The organism is Brunnivagina elsteri CCALA 953 (assembly GCF_002289455.1).
GTDB classification, from domain to species: domain Bacteria; phylum Cyanobacteriota; class Cyanobacteriia; order Cyanobacteriales; family Nostocaceae; genus Brunnivagina; species Brunnivagina elsteri.
Genome location: NZ_NTFS01000001.1, coordinates 39293 through 59301 on the forward strand (window position 1 = coordinate 39293; position 20009 = coordinate 59301).

The window sequence follows — 20009 nt, forward strand, 5'->3', positions numbered from 1 at the left end:
TATCTGATATACTAATGTATAGTAATGCGTCCCTGCTGTCTAACAAACCGGTTGGAGCGGACTGGCAAAGTTGGTCGTGTTGTACCAAAGGTCACTAACAGCCGCTCAACCGGAACGTTAAATCGACCACTTTACTTAGTGTATTTGTACTATGTACTGCAATTATTGGTAAGTGGCGTATTTAATGGACGATCACGATCGCGAAGCTTAATAAGCTAAAAAGCACCTAAATCATATATTAGGGCAGGCAGGGATGCCCACCCCACAATAATTATAATAATTTAGATTATATGATTTAAATGCGGAACAGCTTACCAAAATCGCACCTAAAAAATCCAACTGGATAGAAAAAGAATTTAAATTTTTCGTTATAAGTGATTGTTTTCAAGTAGGGGTGTAGTTCGCTTCTGTTTTAGTAGTATAATTGCACTACTAAAGATAGCTTGCATTAACACCCCTATCTAAGCCATGTGTAAAAAATTACAACCCTAGCGCTGCCAAAACATCACTTGCGTGAGTAGTAGTATTCACAGTTCCATCAACGTGAATAATTTTGCCGTTACCATCGATGACATAGGTGACACGCTTGGCATAACCACCACCATCAACATCGTAGGCTTTAATCAAGCTTTGATTAGTGTCTGCCAAAAGTGGAAAATTTAAATTGTACTTTTGGGTAAACGCTTGGTGAGAAGCTTCATTATCAGCGCTGACTCCCAACACAACCACATCTTTGTTTTGATAATTGGGTTGAGCATCTCGAAAACTACAAGCTTGCTTGGTGCAACCTGGAGTGTCATCTTTGGGGTAAAAATATAGGACTACAGTTTTACCCTGGAAATCGGATAATGAAACGGTGTTACCGTTTGTATCTTTGACAGTAAATGCAGGTGCATCAGAACCAATTGTTAAAGCCATAATTAACTCTCCCTGTGTGGCGAATGTTAATGCACCGTAATTTTACAATAATTTACAATAGTTAAGACAAGAGAAGGGAAAAAAGGGAAAGCAGAAAAATTCATTAATATCCCCAATCCCCAATCCCCATTGCCCAATTCCCCAAATAAACTATGTCTGCTGCAAATTTTTCTAATCCCACACCTTTTATATATTCAACTCAAACCCTGACACGTGCCGATCGCTCGCTGATTTGTTCGCCATTTAAATATGCCTTATTTGAGACAATGGGTAAAAACAGAGTTGCGATCGCAGAAATTGCTGGTAATGTTGGCGTTGTTAAGAGTTATACCAAGCGTTCTTTGTCAGAATTAGTCACCGATAACGAACTTGTGTGGTTAATTCAGGTGGGGATATTACGTCGCGAAGTCGATGGACAGGGGATTACAGATAGTTTTCGCCTCACACCCCTTGGTCGTAAAATAGTCGAAACATATCAAACCAAATCTTGGCGAAATCCCTCATGGAGCGATCGCATTTACGAAACTATAACTCGCTGGTTGAGACTACCCTTCTAGAATTAGATGGTAATGAGTTATCAATAAAGGATAAAAGGGAACAATAAATACGGAAACGTCAATCCCATTTATGAAAACTTTAATGTAGTGTTGGTTAATGATTAGGGGTTTTTGCTTAGTGGTGATTGGTTTGTGCTTGTGTTTTCCGTAACTACTAGCTATAAACCAGTCAAATATAACTACTAAGTTTTGACCATTCATATCACATTTACTACATCCGATTTTTCCCTAAGACTCCGACTCAATCTAAAAATAGAAAAATTATGAAAGCAATTATGGTGGTGGGAACTACATCCAGCGCGGGAAAATCACTGATAACAGCAGCGATTTGTCGAATTTTGTCCCGTAGAGGCTGGCGAGTTGCTCCCTTTAAAGGTCAAAATATGGCTAATAATGCCTATGTGACTGCGAGTGGTGGCGAAATGGGCTATGCTCAAGCAGTTCAAGCTTGGGCTGCTGGAGTCGTTCCTTGGGTGGAAATGAACCCGATTTTGCTCAAACCTCAAGGTGATATGACTTCCCAGGTGATTATTAAGGGTAAACCTGTTGGTAAAGTTACGGCATCTGATTATTACGAACAATATTTTGATATCGGTTGGAAAGCGATTGAAGAATCCCTACAGCATTTGCAAACCGAATTTGATTTGTTGATTTGTGAAGGTGCGGGAAGTCCAGCAGAAATCAATCTCAAACACCGCGACTTGACGAATATGCGAGTCGCAAAACATCTGAATGCATCGACAATATTAGTCGTTGACATTGATAGAGGTGGTGCTTTTGCCCATGTTATCGGAACACTGGAATTACTGGAACCCGACGAACGCGCTTTAATTAAAGGTATTGTGATTAATAAATTTCGAGGACAGCGATCGCTCCTCGATTCCGGGATTAAATGGCTCGAAGAACGTACTGGTATCCCGGTAATAGGTGTAATTCCTTACCTCGATCAAGTATTTCCGGCGGAGGATTCCCTTGATTTATTAGAGCGCAAATCCCACAAGCAAGGTAGTGAATTGAATATTGCGGTAATTAGATTACCTCGTATTTCCAACTTTACTGATTTTGACCCCCTCGAATCCGAACCCAGTGTTAACATCAAATTCCTCAGTCCCAAGCAAGATTTGGGACATCCTGATGCCGTAATTATTCCCGGTACAAAGACGACAATTCCTGACCTATTGATGATGCAAAAAACAGGGATGGCTGAGGCAATTCAGCATTATGCAGCTTCTGGTGGCACGGTTTTAGGGATTTGTGGTGGGTATCAAATCTTGGGACATATGATTGCCGATCCAGAAGGTGTCGAAGGTCAAGCGGGTAGATTCCAAGGGTTAGGATTATTACCAATAAAAACTGTAATTACTGGACAAAAAATTGCCCGTCAGCGTCAAGTCAGTTCCAACTTCCCCCAAGCTGGTTTACCCGTAACCGGATTTGAGATTCACCAAGGGCGATCGCGTACTGAAATTCCACCGAATGATACTCAAGGTTTCCAAACATTATTCGATGACCCCAATTTAGGTTTAGTCGATGGTTGTCAATCGGTTTGGGGTACTTATTTACATGGTATTTTTGATAATGGACCCTGGAGACGTGCTTGGTTAAATCGCCTACGTCAACAACGCGGTTTAAAGTCATTACCTACGGGTGTTGCGAATTATCGCGAACAACGGGAAAATCTCTTAGATTCCCTTGCCACCGAAGTCGAACGTCACCTAGATTTATCGACATTTTTGTAACATTCCCCCGTAGAGACGACCCGATGGGTCGTCCAAATAGCAATTAAAATTGTAAAATCGCATATTAATAAATCCAAAATCAAATGAGTGTTCGTATCCGCTTTTTACCCGACGATATTACCGTCGATGCCATAATTGGCGAACCCCTGCTTGATGTAGCCGATCGCGCTGGGGTATCTATTCCTACAGGTTGTTTAATGGGTTCTTGTCACGCTTGTACAGTGGAATACGAACATGGAGATGTTGTCCGTGCTTGTATTTCCGCAGTTCCCCCTGGACGGAATGAGTTAATTATTCATTTGTTTAGCGATCCAACTTGGTAAGGTGTTAATTTTGTGGCAAATTAACCTAAAATCTATCACACAATTTTTGTAAGAATGATATTTTTGGAACCGTAAAGACGTTCAAGTACAACATCTCTTAAAACCCCCAGTAATAAGGCTAACTGAATTTTACTTAAAAATCTTGATTCAGCAATAATTCAAACTCAGATTGCAGAGCTTTTATATCAGCTAATCTGGCAACAATTAAGTTATCTTTCCCTGCATCTTTTAAGCGAGATTTCCAGTAGCAAATACTATCAGAATTATTCATCCAAAAACTAATTACAGTTTCAACTACTTCATCGCTATTCCAAGACATTTTTGGTGTTACAGATTCTGCTGTCTCCAGGAAAGCATCAAGAGTACAAGTGTGGGTTCCCAAGTATTCTACACCTTGATTTGGCTGACTTTGACCACTTTGCAACTGCTGATTAAAAAAGTGCAAAACTGGAGATACCCCTATAATATCGAATGCATATTTCATTCCAATCCTCCAATTAGTTAATCGGTTGGTTTTGGTATTAGCAAAAAATAATCTGTATCTCTATATGACCCCATCAATAGTTATTCTTTTTTTGATAGCTATAAACCTCTCAAAAAAAGAATAACTACCGATAATTAGCTTCACCGATTAGCAGTTGATGACTGCGAGTGCTAAAAATAGTAAATAGTAAATTAGCAGTTAATAGATGAGAGTGCTAATAGTTATTCCTGTCTTTCTCTTAGATTAATCAATATTTTCAAAGATTGCAAATAGATATGTACTATTTTTAATATATTATTTTGGATGTATTATTTTTAATATATTATTTTGAACAAACTTATTATTTGTGCCATTAGAGACAAAATTTGCTGGTGAGATTGCCGCTTTAGTTGCAGCAATTTTATGGTGTGTATCATCAGTGGTTTATGGACGTGTCGGAGCTACGATTCCACCATTGCACCTAAATTTGATTAAAGGAATAGTTGCGATCGCATTCCTACTGGTGACAATCGCAATTACAGGAGACTTTTTCCCCGTACTACCTCCAATTCCCTTCTGTTTGCTGCTGTTAAGCGGTGTTATTGGCATTGGATTGGGAGATACGGCATTTTTGGCTGCCATCAATAGTATGGGTGCTAGACGGGTATTATTAATGGAAACCCTAGCACCACCAATAACGGCTTTGCTGGCTTTGATATTTCTCCAAGAAAGCTTAAATATCAGCGCTTGGTGTGGTGTTCTATTAACTATTTTGGGTGTTGCTTGGGTAATTAGCGAACGCACTGCGGAGGTGGATGGGAAGAGAGACGAAAGATTGGCTCCCAGATGGCGTGGAATTGGGTTTGCGCTGCTTGCTGCTGTTGCTAATGCTTCGGGGGCTGTTCTCTCAAGGGCGGCGCTTGCTGGGACTAATATTAACCCGTTATGGGCAGCTTTAATTAGGTTAGGTGCTGCCATATTTTTACTGCTACCTTGGATTATTTGGCAGCAGCAATCAAGAACAACTCCTGTTTTTGCCTATTGGAAATCGAGAAAAGTCATTATGGCAACTTGCTTTGCTGCCTTCTGCGGAACCTACTTAGGTATTTGGTTCCAACAAGTGGCAATTAAACTTACTGCGGTGGGGATTGCTTCGACTTTATTGCAAACGAGTCCAGTGTTTATACTACCCTTGTCGATGTGGATGGGGGAGAAGGTTAGTTTGAGAGCGATCGCAGGGGTTTTGGTTGCGATCGCAGGGATTGCATTACTGTTCTATCTGAAGTAACCGCAACTTGAGAAGAAGCTGAGGATATAGAACTGAATATTTTCATAGATTATCAACGGTTAACGCACACCTGATATACCAGTATCATTATTCACAAGTTAAAAAGCACAAATTCAGCATCATAAATTCGGAAACACAAGTTAAAAAATACATGTTAAAAAATATTTGACGCAGATTGCAAGTTGCAAGCCTAAAATCCAAATCTAAAATCCAAACCTAAAATCTCAGTTAGATTCGGGATAAAATCCATTTTCTTGCCATAACAAACTTTGACGCTGGGATTCAGAAACTTTACTTGAAAGCAAATGTAAATTTTCTTGCGTCATTGAATATTGATTTAAAAACGATAATTTCGGCAAGCGTGATGTGTAATCAAAAAATAATGCAAATCTATCTGATGCGATAGGTTTTTTTCCCCGATGGAAAACACTGCCAGTTGCCGCAATCACTACTGTACCAGCTTTCCCCGTACAAGATTGATAATGGGAGTCTGATAAAGCCTGTTCCATTCTTTGACTTTTGACATATCCATGTCTGTATTTAAGTTTTTCTGCTACCTGTTTGCTTAAAGATAAGGGTATGTACTCAAATGGACCATTTTCCTCATTCACATCTTGGAGATAAATAATTACTTTGAAAACCCTCAAATCTTCGATATCGATATGCCATAACCTAGACATATCCTCAATATTATTGGCAATATCCCGACGAAAATAAGCTCCATGAAAAGCAACAGGTAAACCCAAATAATTTTCCGCAATGTTGAGTATACGTTGATCGAGTCCCCAAAGGCAAATCTCGGAATTTTCCATCATTTGCCGAGAACTGGCATGAACCACATATTCATTTTTTGTGCCTGGAATACTCTTTGGTATTTGCGACATCAAATTTTGTGACACCTCAAACATTTTCTTTGATGAAGGAATTGACAATGCATCTAATGAAGTGATTGCTACCCCTTCACGCTTAACTGTTTCTACTAAATTTAAATCTTTTGGAGAAAGCATTGGCAAATGTTCTACATGTTGCTTTACAGCAGCTTGATAACTCAACTCCACTTGCCGTTGTAAAGGCGGTATCCTGTAGATACGCTTCAATATTTTGTTACTTGTTTGCTTTACGAGATTACCCATCTTTAATTCTTCTACGAGTTTTCTATGAGTACTATAATTTATATACTATTGTAAGTAACTTTACTAATAAAAATCTCCTTCTTCACCTTTCTTTTATGTAAAAATTATTGCAATCTTTACAAAGTTTCACTTCTGCTTATTCAAATTTTCATAATTCATATAATTATTGGATAAACTTTCCGGATAATTCTTTTTATCGCCGTAAACATTATTCTTTATTTCGATAATATGGAATAAGTAGCAAATATCAAGTTAGTACAAGTATGTAGAATTAAAAGATAGTTTTGTTTATTTGCTTTTAAACTATTTTTAACTTTAGTTGGAGAAAATAATATTCAAATTATTTAACTTGAACCAGACAAAGCCTAATACCAATTTAATATGAAGACGCATAGAAAGAACCCCACCCCCTACCTCCTATCCCGCTTGCGGCAGGGCTGTTTCATTCTTTATAGAAAAATCTGGAAGTCTTATTTTTTCGTTTGAATTTAGGTTAGTCGTAGGGGCAGGGTCTCCCTGCCCCTCATACCGTGTGCTAAACTTATTTTCTCTGGAAAATGTTGTTGGTTTTTAGGAGATTTTGCGGAAAATTATTCGTGTTATTTTTTGGTTGTGGGATTAAAAAAATTTATAGCGCTTCTTGTTTGAATGAAATACAATCCAGGGCAAACAACCGTCGGTTCCCCTACAACACTCTTAATCACAAACTGTATTTAAATCAACTGAGAACCGCTATATTCGCGATCGCAATGAAAAAATTACCTCTTCCACTCCAAAGCCGTTTCCTGGTTGTATCTTAACTCGCTCGGCAGATACTTATGGTACAAGTATCGCGCTAGCATTTAACGGTGAATCTCAAGAAGAAGATGGTAGCGATGTTCTTTTAGATACATCTTTGCGGAGAAAGAGAAGATTTAGTGTTTGTATAAAAATAAGATAAATTTATAGACACATACTAATATCCCCGACTGAAAAAAATCGGGGATGTTGGTATGGTTTGTTGTAAATAGTCCGAATCCGAGGGATTAGCCAATAAATGACATGCGAGGAGCAACTTCTTGGGAACGTTCTACACCTTTAAGATAAGCTAGTACAGTGTCTGCATCAGATACTTCAAATGGGTCGATCGCACAGTTATCTTCATATCCTGCTTCTGCAAAGATTTTTTCAATATTGCAATCGTTAACAACCATTGCATATCGCCAAGAACGCATCCCAAAACCAATATTGGATTTGTCTACCAACATTCCCATTTTACGGGTAAATTCTCCGCTTCCATCTGGCAGTAAAAAGACATTGTTTGCCCCTACTTGCTTGCCCCATTGAAACATTACAAAGGCATCATTTACTGACAAACAAATAATCTGATCGATACCTTGGGCTTTAAATTGATCGTACAATTCTTCATAACGTGGTAGGTGTGTTGAAGAACAAGTCGGGGTAAATGCACCAGGAAGTGCAAACAAAACTATTCTTTTACCTGCAAAAATCTCTTGGGTTGTGCGATCTTGCCAACGAAATGGATTAGGAGTGACAGATTCATCACGAACACGAGTTTTGAAGACGACATCAGGAACACGGGAAATAGCTGTCATAGATACCTCATAATATTTTTGAAGGGTTGATTCTCGGATGCGATATGCCCTTGCCGTTAAGCTTTTGTATTAACCTTTGCTTATCGCATCTAAATCAGAATAGTTCTGATTTAAGAATGTGTCAATACTAGTAGTTATCATGATAATTAATGTACTCTTAGTTAAGATAAGCTCCTAAACAATATGTGTTATGATGTTTTTCTCAGTAGAGATGCTTCAGTAGAACGTTTGTACGATTAATTCTATACTTCAAGCCAAACACATAGTATTGGTATGCAGCAACAAGTGAATGAGATTATTCAAGTTCTAAAAAGTAAACAACTGCGAGTAACTCCGCAAAGGTTTGCTGTGTATGCAAATTTACTTGCAAGAACAGATCATCCTACCGTTGAGCAAATTTTGACAGATTTGAATAGGGATGTACCGACTTCTTCCCAGGCAACTGTATATGCTGCACTTCAGGCATTGCGGGATGTGGGTTTGGTGAGAGAAGTGTTGTTAGATGAAGGTATTTGTCGTTACGATGCCAATATATCCCAGCATCATCATTTTCGTTGTACTTGTTGTGGAGCTATAGAGGATATTTCTTGGAATGCCTTTCCCTATCTTGATTTAAGTGTTTTGCGTGAGGGGTTGAAAGCAGAAAGCTACGAGGTGACAGTAAAAGGAATTTGCGATCGCTGTTAATTTGGGTAATTGGGGATTTCCAGAAAATAAAATATCCTAATCACCTACGTAGGGCTTGCTGAATAAAGCTATAACCTTTGCCAAATATGAGTTTTAACCATTTTGAAGGTAAACAAGTGCAAGGTTATGGGATTTAAAGGCTCAAAATCCATGCACTTTGGCGGAAAATCGCGGGGTGAATTTTGGATTTGACCTCCAAAACCACCATTATTCAAGCTGTGTGGCATCTAGATTCCCTTTGTGGAGTTTTTCAGCAGACCCTACGTATCACCATATTATCTGAAAGGGTGGGGAGACCCCACCCCTACAACAATCTAAAATCCAAAATCTCAATGTTGCATTTAAAACTTCCTGCTTCTTGGCATTCAGTACTTGCAGAGGAATTGGATAAACCCTATTTTCGTCAACTCGAAGATTTTCTGATTGAAGAACGGCAAACCCAAACTATTTATCCACCAGAAACCGATGTATTTTCAGCATTTGAATTAACATCTTACGACAAAGTGAGAGTTTTACTACTTGGACAAGACCCATATCACGATCGCAATCAAGCACATGGTTTGTGTTTCTCAGTAAAACCAGGGATAAAACTACCTCGGTCGCTTGGGAATATATACAAAGAACTCAAGGATGATATTGGCTTAGAGATTCCTGAGAGCGGTTATTTAGTTAACTGGGCAAAGCAAGGAATACTGATGCTTAACGCAGTTTTAACAGTGCGATCGCATGAGGCAAATTCCCATAAAAATAAAGGTTGGGAAATATTTACTGATGCAGTAATTAGTAAAGTTAATGACAAATCCCACCCAGTCATATTTGTATTGTGGGGTGGGTATGCACAAAAAAAGCTCAAATTAATTGATACGACTAAGCACGCAGTAATTCAATCCGCACATCCATCACCGCTTTCGGCAAGGAATGGTTTTTTTGGTAGCAAACCATTTTCAGCAATTAATTCAGCATTGCTTAAACATAATCAACCAGAAATTGATTGGAAAATTAGGGAATAGGGGATTGGGCAGGAAGGAGTCAGTAGTGCAGTGGGCAGGAGTCAGTATTTTATTCAACTCCTGATTCCTGATTCCTAATTCCTAATTCCTAACTCCTAATTCCTAATTCCTAACTCATTTAATTACTATCTACAGAACTGCGTTCCTGCACTTCCTGAGTAGGAACAACAACATCAGAACCCGATCGCTTGGAAGAATTAGATGATGGTTCTGTAGGTACAACGACGGAATTAGCAGGACGTGACGTTTCTGATGATTTTTTCTTTTCGACTGGTGTGGTGCGCGAATCACGTACACCTCGTAACCTGTCCACTAAAGAGGGAGAGGCAGGTGTTTTGGGAGTATTTGAGGAGGAACCGCTTGAATCATCTGAACTATTGCGACGCGTTGTTGAATTAGAATTTTTTGGTGTTTCTTCGTTGCCGTTGCTGTTATTGCTATCGTTGTTATTGGAATTTCTCAGCTTTGTGTCGGAATTATCAGAATTTTCGGAATTACGCTGGTAAGTTCTATTTTTCCTTGAGCTATTGTTAGTTGAATTCTCATCACTGTCAACTCGACGACGTTTACGTCGTGGTGAGGTTGGTGTTGTGGATGATTCGACACGAGAAGTTGTCGAAGATTTATTTGCCGAATTATTAGCTTCTGAGGTTGTGGTTTCTTTGGTTGGTGAAGATGTAGTTTCGGGTACAGTTGAAGCACCAGCAAAAGGAGTGGGAATAATATTGCTTGGTTGTTCGACTACTGCTGGTGATGGAGCTTTGGTTACGGAGTTTGAACCAGCTCGTATAGCGCTAAAACCTGCGGCAGCTGCGAGCATTGATATTCCCGTAGCAATAAAAACCTTAGGTGTCAAAATTTTACTAGCAATGGCTTTGACGTTTGTTCCTTTTGGAAGTGCCGATGGAGGTTTGTTTTTGACTCTGCTACCGATATGGTTGCCGATGTGGGTTGCTGCAACTGCTGCTTCCACTTTTGGAGGTTCTTGGGTTGATAAATCTATGGTTTGAACTGCGTTGGTGCGAATGGGTTGTGGTGCTGCTACGGTTAGGGGACTCGGTAGCAGTTTTAACCATTCTGCTACTGTTGTCGGGCGAAATCTGGCATCAACAGCCATCCCACGCATAATAGCTTGGTTAACTGCGGCACTGAGATGGGGTTGTAGTTCGCGGGGAGATGGCATTTTTTCGCGATCGCGTAACAATGCTGGCATCGGTAATTGTCCTGTTAGCAGCGTATATAGCGTCGCTGCTAAACCATAAATGTCAGTTGCTGGAGTGCGAGGTGCTTGCGAGAGATATTGCTCGATTGGTGAATAGCCCTCGGAAACCATCCCTGTATGGGTTTGGCGAACTCCACCATTAAATTCGCGGGCAATGCCAAAGTCAATCAGTACTACTTCTTGAGTGCCTCGACGGAGGATAATATTATCGGGTTTGATATCGCGGTGCAATAACCCGTTTTTGTGGACTACCTCTAAAGCCGCTCCAATTTGGCGAATGTAGTGAATGGCTGTAGCTTCAGTCAGGGGTATCCCTGCCATCACATAAGCTTCTCCCAAGGTTTCCCCAGGGATGTACTCCATTACCATGTATGGCAAGCCATCTTCAATAAAAAAGTCGCTAACTCTGACAATATTTGGGTGTACGCAAGTAGCTAAACGTCGCGCTTCATCCTGAAATTGACGCTCAAATTTGGCAAAATCAGCATGTTGCCGCAGCTTTTCATTCAGGGTTTTAATCACCACTACCTGATGCAAAAAGTGATGATTCGCTTTGAATGTAATACCAAAGCCTCCCCGACCGATTTCGCGGTCTAGAGTATATTTGCCACCCTGTAATGTTGTACCAGCAGCTACCATAATAATTTTTGGTTCGAGGTTTGCTTTTTGAGTTTGTTTCGGTTCGAGCAGTCTAATTTATTTGATTCTAGATGAGTCTAGACGATTCACCTAATCATTCAGCACTAAAAGTCAAAATTTAGTTTGCTTTTTATAATTTTTGGTAGAAGTAGATACATGTGGGAAGCGAGTATTTTACGATCTAGATAGTAATGATAAGGCAAGAATGGGATTATTGTATCTCTAACTATCCTCTGAAAAATATGCATTTTTGCTTTGAAGACGATAAAACCATGCTTTTAGTTGCAACACCACTTATTTCTTTAACTTTTATCACATTATTTTTTTTATGATGAATTGCTAATTAATTAGTCATTGAATAAAATTTACTGCCAAATAATAGAGTACAAGCATTTTATACCAAGTTTGAAAAAAGTCCGCATTTTGTTTCTAATTGTTCATAAATCAATTTGATGCAGCTAAATTGAAGGATAAAATAAAACTTAAACCAAGCGTTGCCTCAACCACAGTGCCAGCAAGGGTAATGCTAGTTGATATCGCTGTTCGGCACTATAAATTAAACCTTTGTGTTGGAGTCCTATCAACGCTCCCTGTAAACTGCCACCACGAGACAACACATGTTTTTGAATATACTCACGACTCTGCGGTTTTTCCGTAGGGTCGCAGGCTAATGATTCTAGCAAGTGTACTTGGTTGGGTGGTAGCAGCATTAAAAGTGATTCAAAGGTCATCGATAAATCTTTGAGCAATCCGTCGATCGCCTCTTGAACTGCCTGCTCGGTGATTAAATCATTGGGACGATGTATCCCCTGCAAGCGGCGAATTAATGCCATTGCATCGCCAATGTGCCCTTGTACTGCGTCTAAAAATAGCTGTAATGCTTTGGAACGGGGGTCAAATGTTAATCCTTGAGTATGTAAAATTCCCCTTGCCCAAACTGCGATGATATCTTTTGCTAAAGGTGCTAATTCCAAAACTTCCAGGGGATAATTGCTTTCTTCGACATGGTTATTTGTCTCGGCAATAGTTGCAATTAAAACATAGCTGATACGAGTTTGTACTTTAATTTCCCGCCTAAATGTCGCTTCCCATAATCCACCACGATCCCACGAACGAATATGTGGAAATGCATACAAAATCAATACTCCCCGCTTGTCGTCATCTTCGGCTAGTCGTTGCGGTAGCTTGAGCAAAAATTCAAACGCTTGCCATAGTTGTTTTTGATTTAAACCCCGTAGTAATTTCAACTTGCTGCTGGCTTCATTTTCAAAAACAAAATATTCACTAGTGCTTGTTGTCACCCAATTTTGAATTGGTTGATTGTCAAAGTTTTGACTAATCGTTTCTGCCAGTAATTGCACAAACCGCTCACCATCGGTAGCGCGAATACAGTCTATTTCCATCACTACAGCATTTACTTCTTTGGCTGCTGCACGTACTAGGGTACGTCTACCGCTACCAGGTACTCCTGCAATTAGCAAGTCACCATCCTTTGCCAAAACTTCAACTATTTCTTGAAATTCCCGCGATCGCCCAATTAATTCTAATGGAGTTGACAAGTCTAAGTACACCAGCCTTTTGCCTTTTAATTTCACCCAAGTTGTAACGCAAAGCATACTAACTCCACTAGTTTATCTGCAATAACCATTGAGATAATTTATGCAAATTATCAGAATTAAGAAGTGTCATCTAGATTACAGCACTAATAAGTCGTGCTATTAATTATTTAACACAGAGTTTTGACTATTCGTTGAATATTTGTTCGCAGGGAAATAATTATGGTGCAGGTTGTATCAACCGTAGATTTGCCGAGTAAGCAAAGTCAGGTTTGGCATTCAATGGAAATTGGGGAAGCGATCGCATTACTGCAAACTAATTCTGACAAGGGTTTAAATGGCTTTGAAGTGAAGGAGCGAGTCAGTAGGTATGGTGCAAACGAACTGACAGCAAAGAAAGGACAATCTTGGTGGTTAAAGTTTCTGTTGCAATTTAACCAACCGTTACTAATTATTTTGTTGTGTGCGGGTTTGGTGAAAGCGCTCTCAGGTAGTTTTGTGAATGCGGGGGTAATTTGGGGTGTTACGACTACCAATGCCATCATTGGATTTATCCAAGAGTCAAAAGCAGAAGGTGCGATCGCGGCACTCGCACAGGCAATCACTACTGAGACTACAGTCATTCGCGATGGTCAAAAAGTTCGCATTCCCTCCCGTGAGTTAGTGCCAGGAGATTTGGTATTTCTAATTTCCGGTGATAAAGTCCCAGCAGATTTACGGTTGATACAAGTCAAAAATTTTCAAGTTGATGAATCGGGATTGACAGGTGAATCGGTGGCAGTGGAAAAGAATCTCAAGATACTGCATCCAGACACTTCAATTGGCGATCGCAAAAACATGGCATATGCGGGTGGTTTTGTCACCTTTGGACAAGGTACGGGAATTGTCGTTGCGACGGGAAATGAAACCGAAACTGGGAAGATTTCTCAGTTAATGCAACAGCATTCCCATCTAGCTACACCACTAACTCGGAAATTCGATAAATTCAGTCAGAATTGGTTGCGAATAGTTCTCGGATTAGCCACTCTCACCTTTGTTGTGGGATTGAGTACTAGAGACTTCAATGATGCTCTCGAAGCTGCTGTAACCCTAACAGTAAGTGCCATTCCCGAAGGTTTGCCAGCAGTCGTAACTGTAACTCTAGCAATTGGTGTTTCTCGAATGGCAAAGAGGAATGCGATTATTCGTAAATTACCTGCTGTCGAAACCCTCGGAAGTGCCACAGTCATCTGTTCTGATAAGACAGGAACTTTGACTGAAAACCAGATGACTGTTCAGGCAATCTATGCTAGTGGACATCAGTATGCATTGACGGGAGTTGGATACATACCCGAAGGTGATGTGATTCGCGACGAACGAGCAATTGACTTAAACAGCGATAAAGGTTTGCAAGAGTGTCTATTAGCTGGTGTGTTATGTAACGATTCCCAACTGGAGCATAAAGATGGTCGATGGACTGTATTGGGGGACCCCACGGAAGGTGCTTTAATAGCTTCAGCAGCCAAAGCAGGCTTTAATCAAAAGGTTATTTCTAGACAAATGCCTCGACTTGATGTGATTCCCTTCGAGTCTGACTATCAATACATGGCAACCCTGCATCAAACATCCAGAGGCAAAATTATCTATGTCAAAGGTTCTGCTGAATCGATTCTCAAACGCTGCCAGTTGCTGTTGAATACTAAAGGTGACTCACGCCCTATCGATTGTGTGGAAACCCTGCGTCAGACAACCATCGAGCGCGAAGTCAATATCATGGCACGACAAGGTTTGCGGGTATTGGCATTGGCAAAAAAAGCCGTACCTGATAACCAAACTACCGTAGACCATACGGATATTGAGAAAGACTTGATTTTCCTGGGTTTACAGGGAATGATCGATCCACCCCGCGAAAGTGCGATCGCAGCTGTCAAAGCCTGTCAAGATGCGGGAATCCAAGTAAAAATGATTACAGGCGACCATGCTGTTACAGCGCAAGCGATCGCGCGACGTATGGGTATAAATAAAAATGGTTCTGTACTGGCATTTACGGGTACGGAATTAGCCAAGATGGATAAAACTGAACTTGCCCATGTGGCTGAAGAAGGTGTGGTATTTGCCCGTGTTGCCCCGGAACAAAAGCTGCGTTTGGTGGAAGCGCTACAGTCGGAGGGTGAAGTTGTCGCGATGACGGGGGATGGTGTCAATGATGCCCCTGCACTTAAACAAGCTGACATCGGTATTGCAATGGGTGGTGCTGGTACAGAAGTAGCGAAAGAAGCATCTGATATGTTGCTTACTGATGATAATTTTGCTTCAATTGAAGCTGCTGTGGAGGAAGGACGAGCAGTTTATAAAAATCTTTTGAAAGCAATTTGTTTTATTCTTCCCGTAAATGGTGGGGAATCAATGACGATTTTATTAAGCACTTTGTTAGGAAATGATTTGCCGATTTTATCACTACAAGTACTGTGGTTGAATATGTTGAATTCCATCACGATGACTGTTCCTTTAGCTTTTGAACCAAAGGGATTAGATGTGATGAAGCAAGTGCCACGTGACCCGAATGAACCATTAATTTCGGGAAGTCGAATGAAGCGAATATTAGCAATTTCTCTGTTTAATTGGATTGTGATATTTGGAGTATTTGAATATATTCGCGTTTCCACAGGGAATATTGCCCTTGCCAGAACAATGGCGATAAATGCTTTGATTGCTGGACGGATTTTCTACATGTTGAGTATTAGTCAATTAATTCCAAATTTGATTGCCAAGTTAGATGGCACAATTGAAGAAAATGTTGATGTTCCTGCTATTGGATTTGGGATAATTGGGGCAATATTATTACAGATTGTCTTTGCTCATGTACCGTTGATTAATCAGGTGTTTGAGACTGCTCCATTAAGTTTTCAGCAGTGGTTATTTTGTTTAGGTGTTGGTTCCCCGATGATTATTTGGGCTGCATTTGTGAATAAAATTGACCCTCCAAATTGATTAGAATTAATTAGAATAATTTCCTCACGCAGAGACGGGGAGGCGCAGAGAGGATGAGATAATATTAGGGTGGGCATTGCTCACCTTTTTTATAGTAAAATGCCTATGAACTTATAGGAGTCAGAACTAAAAAGAACAATACTTTATAAATTTTATAATTTTAAACTTACTAATACCAACAACACAAACTCATCTTATGGTTGCCAATCCTCAATTTAAATACATGACACCTGAAGAATTCCTGGTATGGGAAAAAACCCAGGAACTACGCTATGAGTACATTGATGGAGAAGTATTCGCAATGACAGGGGGAACCAAACCCCATAACCGCATTGCGATAAACTTTACCACAGCCGTAGATGGTTTCCTGGGGGAAAAAGGCTGTGATATATATATGAACGATGTGAAAGTAGAATTATTTCCATCAGGACCTTATCATTATCCGGATGTGGTGGTCACTTGCGACGAGAGAGATAAGGAATCAATTGATTTAGTCCGATTTCCTTGTTTGATTGTTGAGGTTTTATCACCTTCAACTGAAGCATTCGACCGAGGTAAAAAATTTACTCGCTACCGACAATTAAGTAGTTTGAAAGAATATGTTTTAATTGAATCTGATGAAGTTGGGGTGGAATGTTTTCGTCGGAATGATGAAGGTTTGTGGGTATTACATACCTATGGTAGTGGGGATACTTTGAATTTGGAAAGTATTGGGTTTTCTATTGCTGTAGATAAGTTATATCGGCAGGTACGGTTTGATGTCGAAGCAAAAAACTAAGTATAGCTAGATTACTGAGGTAAGTTTTGCCATTAAAACTTACCAGAATGAGAGTATAAATCACTGATAGAAGAGTGATAAGTAATCGTATTCGCTAATTTTGGGTAATTTATTTTTCAGCTCCCTGCTAAAATAGTGAAAGTATAAATACTAGTAAAACCAAAATAGAACGCAGCAGAATATATTAGTGAACACTTGCTTAAATCACAAGTTATGTAACGAAAATTTTGATACCTGATGCTTCTAATTAATAAAAAAGTTTCATGAGTAGCGATAGTCAACTCGATTTGTTTGATTTAAACGAACCCAGTCTCAAACCACAATTAAACGAACTGATTCCCACAGATGCAAAAATTCCCATTCCTTTGGGAACTTATCCCAGTATGATGGAATTAACACAACATTGTAATCAGTGTCACCGTTGTGGATTGGGAGAAACCCGTACCCACGCTGTCATCGGACGCGGAAATCCAAAAGCTCTCATTATGGTTGTTGGAGAAGCTCCAGGACAGCACGAAGACCAAACTGGTTTACCTTTTGTTGGTCGTTCTGGTCAACTTCTAGAGAAAATCTTGGCATCAGTTCGATTAAATACAGAGAATGATGTCTATATCGGTAATATTGCGAAATGCCGACCACCGGAAAACCGCACCCCCACAGCTAAGGAAATGGCAGCTTGCAAACCTTACATATTTGAACAAATTCGTCTTGTGAACCCAAAAATAATCCTTTTGACAGGGGCAACAGCAGTAAAAGGTTTAATTGGCGATCGCGGTTCGATGACAAGTATTCGTGGTAAATGGATCGAGTGGGAAGGTAAATTATGTATGCCAATTTTTCACCCTTCCTATTTGTTACGAAATCCCACACGCGATCGCGGTGGTCCAAAATGGCTGATGTGGCAAGATATACAAGCTGTACGCGCCAAATACGATGAAATTCGTAACGCCAATTAAAATTTTAAATTACCGAGTAATATTCTGAAGCCAAATCGTAGGGGCAAACGGTTGTTTGCCCTTATTATTTGTCCTTGTTTAATTCCCTATAAAGGACGATAAGAACGATAGTTGACATTCGGGAAAATATTATCCATCAGTTCAACCTTTTCCAACCAACCGCTATCGATTTTACCAATTTTGATATCTTCATAAAGCTTATTAAACCGCATCAAATGCGATCGCGTTCTTCGCACTGCATAAGGTACCATTGTCCCCGTCCGCATAATAAAAGCCCAGTCGGAAGATTGTGCTAAAAGTAACTCCCGTGCCGCTTGATTCAATCCTCGCAATTCCAATTCATCAGCCGCTTCAATGGTCGAAATCTCAATCATTCGTTCCGCAGCTTTATGCAAGTGTGGGTAAATCCACGCATTTGTATCGTTTAACCAATACTCATGAAATCCCTTGTAACCCCAACTTGATTGGGATGGACGACAAACTTGCTGATTTGGTTCTGCCCGCAAATAATCCGCCAAGTGGGTCATCTGATAGGTTTTTTGGTCGTACCAAGACTTGCGGAACAAATAATCAATGAACCACGGACCTTCATACCACCAATGTCCAAATAACTCCGCATCGTAAGGGGAAACCACAATTGGCGATCGCCCCATAATTCCATGTAAATTCGCGACTTGCTGTTCCCGATTATACATAAAGTTAGCAGCATGTTCTGCGGACTTTTCTCTTGCCCAATATGGGTCATAAAGCGTCTTGTCAGACAATCCTAAACCACGCCCAGTGATTTTATGATACTTAATTCCCGTATTCTTACGCTGCCCATTTGGCATAATATAAGGCTTAATGTACTCATACTCAGCCTCCCAACCCAAATCTTTGTAAAATTCGCGGTACTCAGCAGCACCAGGATAACCAACCTCCGAAGACCACACTTGCTGGGAAGACTCATGATCCCTTCCAAATGCAGCTACACCCGTTTCTGTGAAAATAGGGGCGTAGGTTCCAAAACGAGGACGTGGACGAGCATAAAGAATACCATGTCCATCAATTAGGAAATAACGTAAACCCACATCCGCGAGCATCCGCTCTAAACCTTCGTAGTAAGCACATTCCGGCAACCAAATACCTCGCGGAGGTCGTCCAAATGTCTCCCCGTAATGGTCGTAAGCTACTTGAAGTTGTGACCACACAGCTTGCGGGTACATTTTCATCAAAGGCAAATAACCATGTGTAGCACCGCAAGTCATAATTTCGAGATTATTAGAATCTTGAAATTGTTTAAAAGCTGTGATTAAATCGCCTTTGTGATGCTCCCAAATTTTGCGTGTCGAACTAAACTCGCTAGCGTAGTGTTCACCAAGATATTTTAGATGACCGTTGTTAGCATTTCGCTCAATTTCGCGCCCGATTAGTTCTTCTAGTTGAGCTAGATGGGCATCATAGCGTTCTTGTAACAAAGGGTCACGCAACATCGACACCAAAGGAGGTGTCATACTCATAGTAATTTTAAAGTCAATGCCGTCTTGCTTTAATCCTTCAAATACTCGTAATAGTGGAATATAAGTTTCTGTAATAGCTTCATAAAGCCATTCTTCCTCCAGCACATAATCACTTTCTGGGTGACGAACGAAGGGCAGATGTGCGTGGAGAACAAGCGCAACGTAGCCTATAGCCATAGATGATTCCGGGTTTGGTAGGTGTAATTAACTTTGAGCAACCAGAGCATTATTGAGAAAGTTTGCACAAAAATATTTTCCTACCAAGGCAAAGTTAGGAAAGTCTTTTTCTCAAAGTTTTGTCTTTTAGGGCAACAGTTGCTGGTTTGGCGTAAGTTAACAATATTTTAAGATGTTCTCTGGACAGTTATAGATTTTATTTAATTCTTTATAAATCTTAATCAAGAATTTCAGTAAAAACCCTGGGATCGAAAAGTTTTCAAGCATAGGTTTTTTTTGGATATTGGAAATAGTTGAGAATTTTATCAACTATTTAACAAGCTTGTTCTGTTTAATTCCCCTGCTTAAGAAGGGCAGCGTGTTTTGTGTCGGGGTAAAATCCCCCGTTCGCGCTACTCTACGAGAAAGCGTACCACTCCGTGGAAGCAAGCTACGCAATTCGTAATACTCGCAGAGCGAGAAGCTAAAGCTACGCAATTATGTTTTGTAACGGAGAGAA

Annotated in this window: 17 protein-coding genes; 9 read left to right on the forward strand and 8 right to left on the reverse strand. The window is 40.1% G+C overall.

Features of this window, described 5'->3' with window-relative positions:
- Positions 1 to 480 precede the first annotated feature (480 nt).
- Positions 481 to 918: a peroxiredoxin gene (locus CK510_RS00195; protein ID WP_095719743.1), complete on the reverse strand. Its 438-nt coding sequence runs from the start codon at positions 916 to 918 to the stop codon at positions 481 to 483.
- Positions 919 to 1070: 152 nt separating this feature from the next.
- Between CK510_RS00195 and CK510_RS00200 the strand changes: the two genes are divergently transcribed.
- The 3 genes from CK510_RS00200 to CK510_RS00215 all read left to right on the forward strand — a co-directional run bounded on the left by CK510_RS00200 (position 1071) and on the right by CK510_RS00215 (position 3537).
- Positions 1071 to 1475: an Npun_F0494 family protein gene (locus CK510_RS00200; protein ID WP_095719744.1), complete on the forward strand. Its 405-nt coding sequence runs from the start codon at positions 1071 to 1073 to the stop codon at positions 1473 to 1475.
- 263 nt (positions 1476 to 1738) lie between these two features.
- Positions 1739 to 3214 carry a cobyric acid synthase CobQ gene (cobQ, locus tag CK510_RS00210; RefSeq protein ID WP_095719746.1) on the forward strand — a complete coding sequence of 492 codons (1476 nt, stop codon included), beginning with the start codon at positions 1739 to 1741 and terminating at the stop codon, positions 3212 to 3214.
- A gap of 83 nt (positions 3215 to 3297) precedes the next feature.
- Positions 3298 to 3537, forward strand: coding sequence for a 2Fe-2S iron-sulfur cluster-binding protein (locus tag CK510_RS00215; RefSeq protein ID WP_095719747.1), 240 nt, complete (start codon positions 3298 to 3300; stop codon positions 3535 to 3537).
- 133 nt (positions 3538 to 3670) lie between these two features.
- On the opposite strand, the gene CK510_RS00220 is transcribed toward CK510_RS00215, so the two are convergent.
- Positions 3671 to 4021 carry a hypothetical protein gene (locus CK510_RS00220; protein ID WP_095719748.1) on the reverse strand — a complete coding sequence of 117 codons (351 nt, stop codon included), beginning with the start codon at positions 4019 to 4021 and terminating at the stop codon, positions 3671 to 3673.
- A gap of 346 nt (positions 4022 to 4367) precedes the next feature.
- Between CK510_RS00220 and CK510_RS00225 the strand changes: the two genes are divergently transcribed.
- Positions 4368 to 5288: a DMT family transporter gene (locus CK510_RS00225; RefSeq protein WP_095719749.1), complete on the forward strand. Its 921-nt coding sequence runs from the start codon at positions 4368 to 4370 to the stop codon at positions 5286 to 5288.
- A 224-nt stretch (positions 5289 to 5512) separates the two neighbouring features.
- Here the strand turns inward: CK510_RS00225 and CK510_RS00230 are convergent, their stop codons facing one another.
- Together CK510_RS00230 and CK510_RS00235 are read right to left on the reverse strand one after the other, a co-directional pair.
- A complete protein-coding gene (locus CK510_RS00230) occupies positions 5513 to 6421 on the reverse strand; it encodes a phytanoyl-CoA dioxygenase family protein (RefSeq protein WP_095719750.1) in 909 nt (302 codons plus the stop codon).
- A gap of 1025 nt (positions 6422 to 7446) precedes the next feature.
- Positions 7447 to 8016, reverse strand: coding sequence for a peroxiredoxin (locus CK510_RS00235; protein ID WP_095719751.1), 570 nt, complete (start codon positions 8014 to 8016; stop codon positions 7447 to 7449).
- A 273-nt stretch (positions 8017 to 8289) separates the two neighbouring features.
- On the opposite strand from CK510_RS00235, the gene CK510_RS00240 reads away from it, so the two are divergent.
- Complete coding sequence (locus CK510_RS00240) at positions 8290 to 8703, forward strand: Fur family transcriptional regulator (protein WP_095719752.1); 414 nt, start codon at positions 8290 to 8292, stop codon at positions 8701 to 8703.
- A gap of 68 nt (positions 8704 to 8771) precedes the next feature.
- Here the strand turns inward: CK510_RS00240 and CK510_RS32505 are convergent, their stop codons facing one another.
- Entirely contained in the window at positions 8772 to 8930 is a 159-nt protein-coding gene (locus CK510_RS32505; protein ID WP_211293056.1) for a hypothetical protein, read from the reverse strand.
- A 105-nt stretch (positions 8931 to 9035) separates the two neighbouring features.
- On the opposite strand from CK510_RS32505, the gene CK510_RS00245 reads away from it, so the two are divergent.
- On the forward strand, positions 9036 to 9713 hold the full coding sequence (locus CK510_RS00245) for a uracil-DNA glycosylase (RefSeq protein ID WP_095719753.1): 678 nt from the start codon (positions 9036 to 9038) through the stop codon (positions 9711 to 9713).
- Between the two features lie 118 nt (positions 9714 to 9831).
- Here CK510_RS00245 and CK510_RS00250 read toward each other — a convergent pair whose 3' ends face one another.
- Both CK510_RS00250 and CK510_RS00255 read right to left on the reverse strand, forming a co-directional pair.
- Positions 9832 to 11574 carry a serine/threonine protein kinase gene (locus tag CK510_RS00250; protein WP_095719754.1) on the reverse strand — a complete coding sequence of 581 codons (1743 nt, stop codon included), beginning with the start codon at positions 11572 to 11574 and terminating at the stop codon, positions 9832 to 9834.
- Between the two features lie 482 nt (positions 11575 to 12056).
- Positions 12057 to 13190, reverse strand: a complete 1134-nt coding sequence (locus tag CK510_RS00255) for a DNA polymerase III subunit delta (RefSeq protein ID WP_095719755.1) — start codon at positions 13188 to 13190, stop codon at positions 12057 to 12059.
- A 162-nt stretch (positions 13191 to 13352) separates the two neighbouring features.
- On the opposite strand from CK510_RS00255, the gene CK510_RS00260 reads away from it, so the two are divergent.
- The 3 genes from CK510_RS00260 (at position 13353) to CK510_RS00270 (ending at position 17834) form a co-directional block, all read left to right on the forward strand.
- The gene (locus CK510_RS00260; RefSeq protein WP_095719756.1) at positions 13353 to 16100 is read left to right on the forward strand and encodes a cation-transporting P-type ATPase; all 2748 of its coding nucleotides are present in this window, start codon (positions 13353 to 13355) and stop codon (positions 16098 to 16100) included.
- 196 nt (positions 16101 to 16296) lie between these two features.
- Complete coding sequence (locus CK510_RS00265) at positions 16297 to 16878, forward strand: Uma2 family endonuclease (protein WP_095719757.1); 582 nt, start codon at positions 16297 to 16299, stop codon at positions 16876 to 16878.
- Positions 16879 to 17141: 263 nt separating this feature from the next.
- Positions 17142 to 17834, forward strand: a complete 693-nt coding sequence (locus CK510_RS00270; protein WP_095719758.1) for a uracil-DNA glycosylase — start codon at positions 17142 to 17144, stop codon at positions 17832 to 17834.
- 86 nt (positions 17835 to 17920) lie between these two features.
- Here the strand turns inward: CK510_RS00270 and CK510_RS00275 are convergent, their stop codons facing one another.
- Positions 17921 to 19510, reverse strand: coding sequence for a glycoside hydrolase family 57 protein (locus CK510_RS00275; protein WP_095719759.1), 1590 nt, complete (start codon positions 19508 to 19510; stop codon positions 17921 to 17923).
- Positions 19511 to 20009: the final 499 nt, after the last annotated feature.

Excerpts from the sequence above, each read along its gene's own strand:
- CK510_RS00195 (WP_095719743.1), bottom strand. The coding sequence starts at position 918 with ATGGCTTTAACAATTGGTTCTGATGCACCTGCATTTACTGTCAAAGAT.
- CK510_RS00200 (WP_095719744.1), top strand. The coding sequence starts at position 1,071 with ATGTCTGCTGCAAATTTTTCTAATCCCACACCTTTTATATATTCAACT.
- cobQ (WP_095719746.1), top strand. The coding sequence starts at position 1,739 with ATGAAAGCAATTATGGTGGTGGGAACTACATCCAGCGCGGGAAAATCA.
- CK510_RS00215 (WP_095719747.1), top strand. The coding sequence starts at position 3,298 with ATGAGTGTTCGTATCCGCTTTTTACCCGACGATATTACCGTCGATGCC.
- CK510_RS00220 (WP_095719748.1), bottom strand. The coding sequence starts at position 4,021 with ATGAAATATGCATTCGATATTATAGGGGTATCTCCAGTTTTGCACTTT.
- CK510_RS00230 (WP_095719750.1), bottom strand. The coding sequence starts at position 6,421 with ATGGGTAATCTCGTAAAGCAAACAAGTAACAAAATATTGAAGCGTATC.
- CK510_RS00235 (WP_095719751.1), bottom strand. The coding sequence starts at position 8,016 with ATGACAGCTATTTCCCGTGTTCCTGATGTCGTCTTCAAAACTCGTGTT.
- CK510_RS00240 (WP_095719752.1), top strand. The coding sequence starts at position 8,290 with ATGCAGCAACAAGTGAATGAGATTATTCAAGTTCTAAAAAGTAAACAA.
- CK510_RS32505 (WP_211293056.1), bottom strand. The coding sequence starts at position 8,930 with ATGCCACACAGCTTGAATAATGGTGGTTTTGGAGGTCAAATCCAAAAT.
- CK510_RS00245 (WP_095719753.1), top strand. The coding sequence starts at position 9,036 with ATGTTGCATTTAAAACTTCCTGCTTCTTGGCATTCAGTACTTGCAGAG.
- CK510_RS00250 (WP_095719754.1), bottom strand. The coding sequence starts at position 11,574 with ATGGTAGCTGCTGGTACAACATTACAGGGTGGCAAATATACTCTAGAC.
- CK510_RS00255 (WP_095719755.1), bottom strand. The coding sequence starts at position 13,190 with ATGCTTTGCGTTACAACTTGGGTGAAATTAAAAGGCAAAAGGCTGGTG.
- CK510_RS00260 (WP_095719756.1), top strand. The coding sequence starts at position 13,353 with ATGGTGCAGGTTGTATCAACCGTAGATTTGCCGAGTAAGCAAAGTCAG.
- CK510_RS00265 (WP_095719757.1), top strand. The coding sequence starts at position 16,297 with ATGGTTGCCAATCCTCAATTTAAATACATGACACCTGAAGAATTCCTG.
- CK510_RS00270 (WP_095719758.1), top strand. The coding sequence starts at position 17,142 with ATGAGTAGCGATAGTCAACTCGATTTGTTTGATTTAAACGAACCCAGT.
- CK510_RS00275 (WP_095719759.1), bottom strand. The coding sequence starts at position 19,510 with ATGGCTATAGGCTACGTTGCGCTTGTTCTCCACGCACATCTGCCCTTC.